Genomic DNA, 2,070 nt, shown 5'->3' with positions numbered 1-2,070 from the left:
AAGTAAATGCAGAAAACGCCTTTTTACCGTATCCATCAAATTACACGAACACTACCAATCCAGAAGATGTTTGGGTACGCGTAGAGAACAGTGCAACGGGATGCTATGGTGTCTTTATGAGTCAGTTGGTTGTAATACCACGTCCAACAATAGTAACTCCAGACGATTTGATTTACTGTGATGAGGACAATGATGGCTTCGGAAGTTTTATTTTAACAGATGCAGATGAGCAAGTAGTCAGTGGTGATCCAGCGGGGAACTACCAAGTAAGCTACCACGTTACTTTAGCCGATGCTATAAATAATGTATTACCATTAGCAAGTCCTTATGATAACGAAGTGCCATTTGATCAAATAATCTATATTCGATTAACCGATCTAGCAACAGGCTGTTACAATACAACAACCGTTCATTTATTAGTAGAAGAAAGCCCACAGATTATGGATCCAGACGATCTAGTGATTTGTGACGATGATGGCGATGGAATGGCAACATTTAATCTTACCGATGTAGAGCCACAAATGTTGATGGGTCTAACAGGTGGACCATACGTAGTGACGTATTTTACAGATATGGCAATGACAGCGCCTATCGCAAACCCAACAGCATTTATCAATACGGTTAACCCACAAGATATTTACATTACGGTGCGTGATGTGAACAATGATTGCGAAAGTGAAACGATCGTAACATTACGTGTTGAAATCCCACCAGCACTAGTAGCACCAACGCCATTAGAGTTATGTGATGAGACTGACATACTAGGGCCAGATGATGGCATAGAGGTATTCGATTTAACAAGTAAGATTGCAGAAATCACAGCAGGAGATACCGGGATCCAGATCAGTTTCTTTGAAACCCTTGCAGATATGCAAGCCAACACAGGAGCGATCAACCCAGCGAATGCTTATCAAAACATCACACCATCCGTACAGACTATTTACATTCGCGCAGCCGATGTCAACAGTAGCTGTATTATCGATGACGGATCTATCACCCTAGACCTTATTGTCAACCCATTACCATCACCAGTAACACCAACACCGTTAGAGGAGTGTGATATTGATAATGATGGTTTTACAGACTTTACTTTAACTGATAAGGATATTGAGATTATAGGCGGAGAACCAGGTGTAGGTATTACCTACCACGAAACAGCACTAGATGCTGAGAATGGCACCTTTGCATTAACAAGTCCTTATAGTAACATTGTATCAGGCGGTCAGATTATTTACGCTAGAGCCACATTTATAGGCCCAGCGCCAGCCCCTGCTACAGGATGTTACCGAGTAGTTGAATTAGAATTAATCGTGAATCCAACCCCAGAAATCCCAGTAGACTTAGATGATATTCTAGCCTGTGACCCGGAGATGGATGGCATTGAGATATTCGATTTAACAGAAAACGAAACAGTAATCTACGGAACCCAAGACCCTGCTGATTTTACTATTAGCTACTACACGAGTTTGTTAAATGCTGAAGCAGGAACACCAGCGATTGCAACACCAACAATGTTTACTAATACGGTGAACCCACAAGAGATTTGGGTACGCTTAGAAGACGGAGATACACAGTGCTACAAGATTGCTAGTTTTATGATTGAAGCCGTTCCAGGACCAGTGGTTATCCAGCCAGATCCATTTAATATGTGTGATGACCTAGGAGCACCAAACGACGGAGTGACAACATTCGATTTAACAACACAAGATGATATCATCACGGGAGGAGCGCCAGGAGTTGGAGTTCAGTACTTCGAAACGCTAGTTGATGCAGAAGACAATACCAATGCCATCAACCCAGCAACAGCTTATGAGAACACGTCAAACCCACAAGTGTTATTTGTACGTGTAACTGATGGAAACAGCTTATGTGCAGATACTACAGTGACATTAACGCTACGAGTACTTCCAAACCCGGCACCAGAACAACCAGACCCAATAGCACTCTGTGATATTGATGGTGATGGCGAAGAAATTTTCGATTTAACAATAAGAGCTGCACAGATATTAGATGGTGAGAATTATGGATTAGGTTACTATGAAACAGCAGCAGCTGCGGAGTTAGGAGATC

At 42.2% G+C, this 2,070-nt stretch carries 1 protein-coding gene; it reads left to right on the top strand.

The features are described from left to right. The coding region (locus tag GBH57_RS16065; RefSeq protein WP_507763221.1) for an FIDD domain-containing protein at positions 1 to 2,070 on the top strand (2,070 nt) is incomplete at both ends.

The organism is Patiriisocius marinus, from assembly GCF_008974325.1.
Taxonomy (GTDB): domain Bacteria; phylum Bacteroidota; class Bacteroidia; order Flavobacteriales; family Flavobacteriaceae; genus Patiriisocius; species Patiriisocius marinus.
This window is presented reverse-complemented; position numbering and strand designations above follow the sequence as displayed.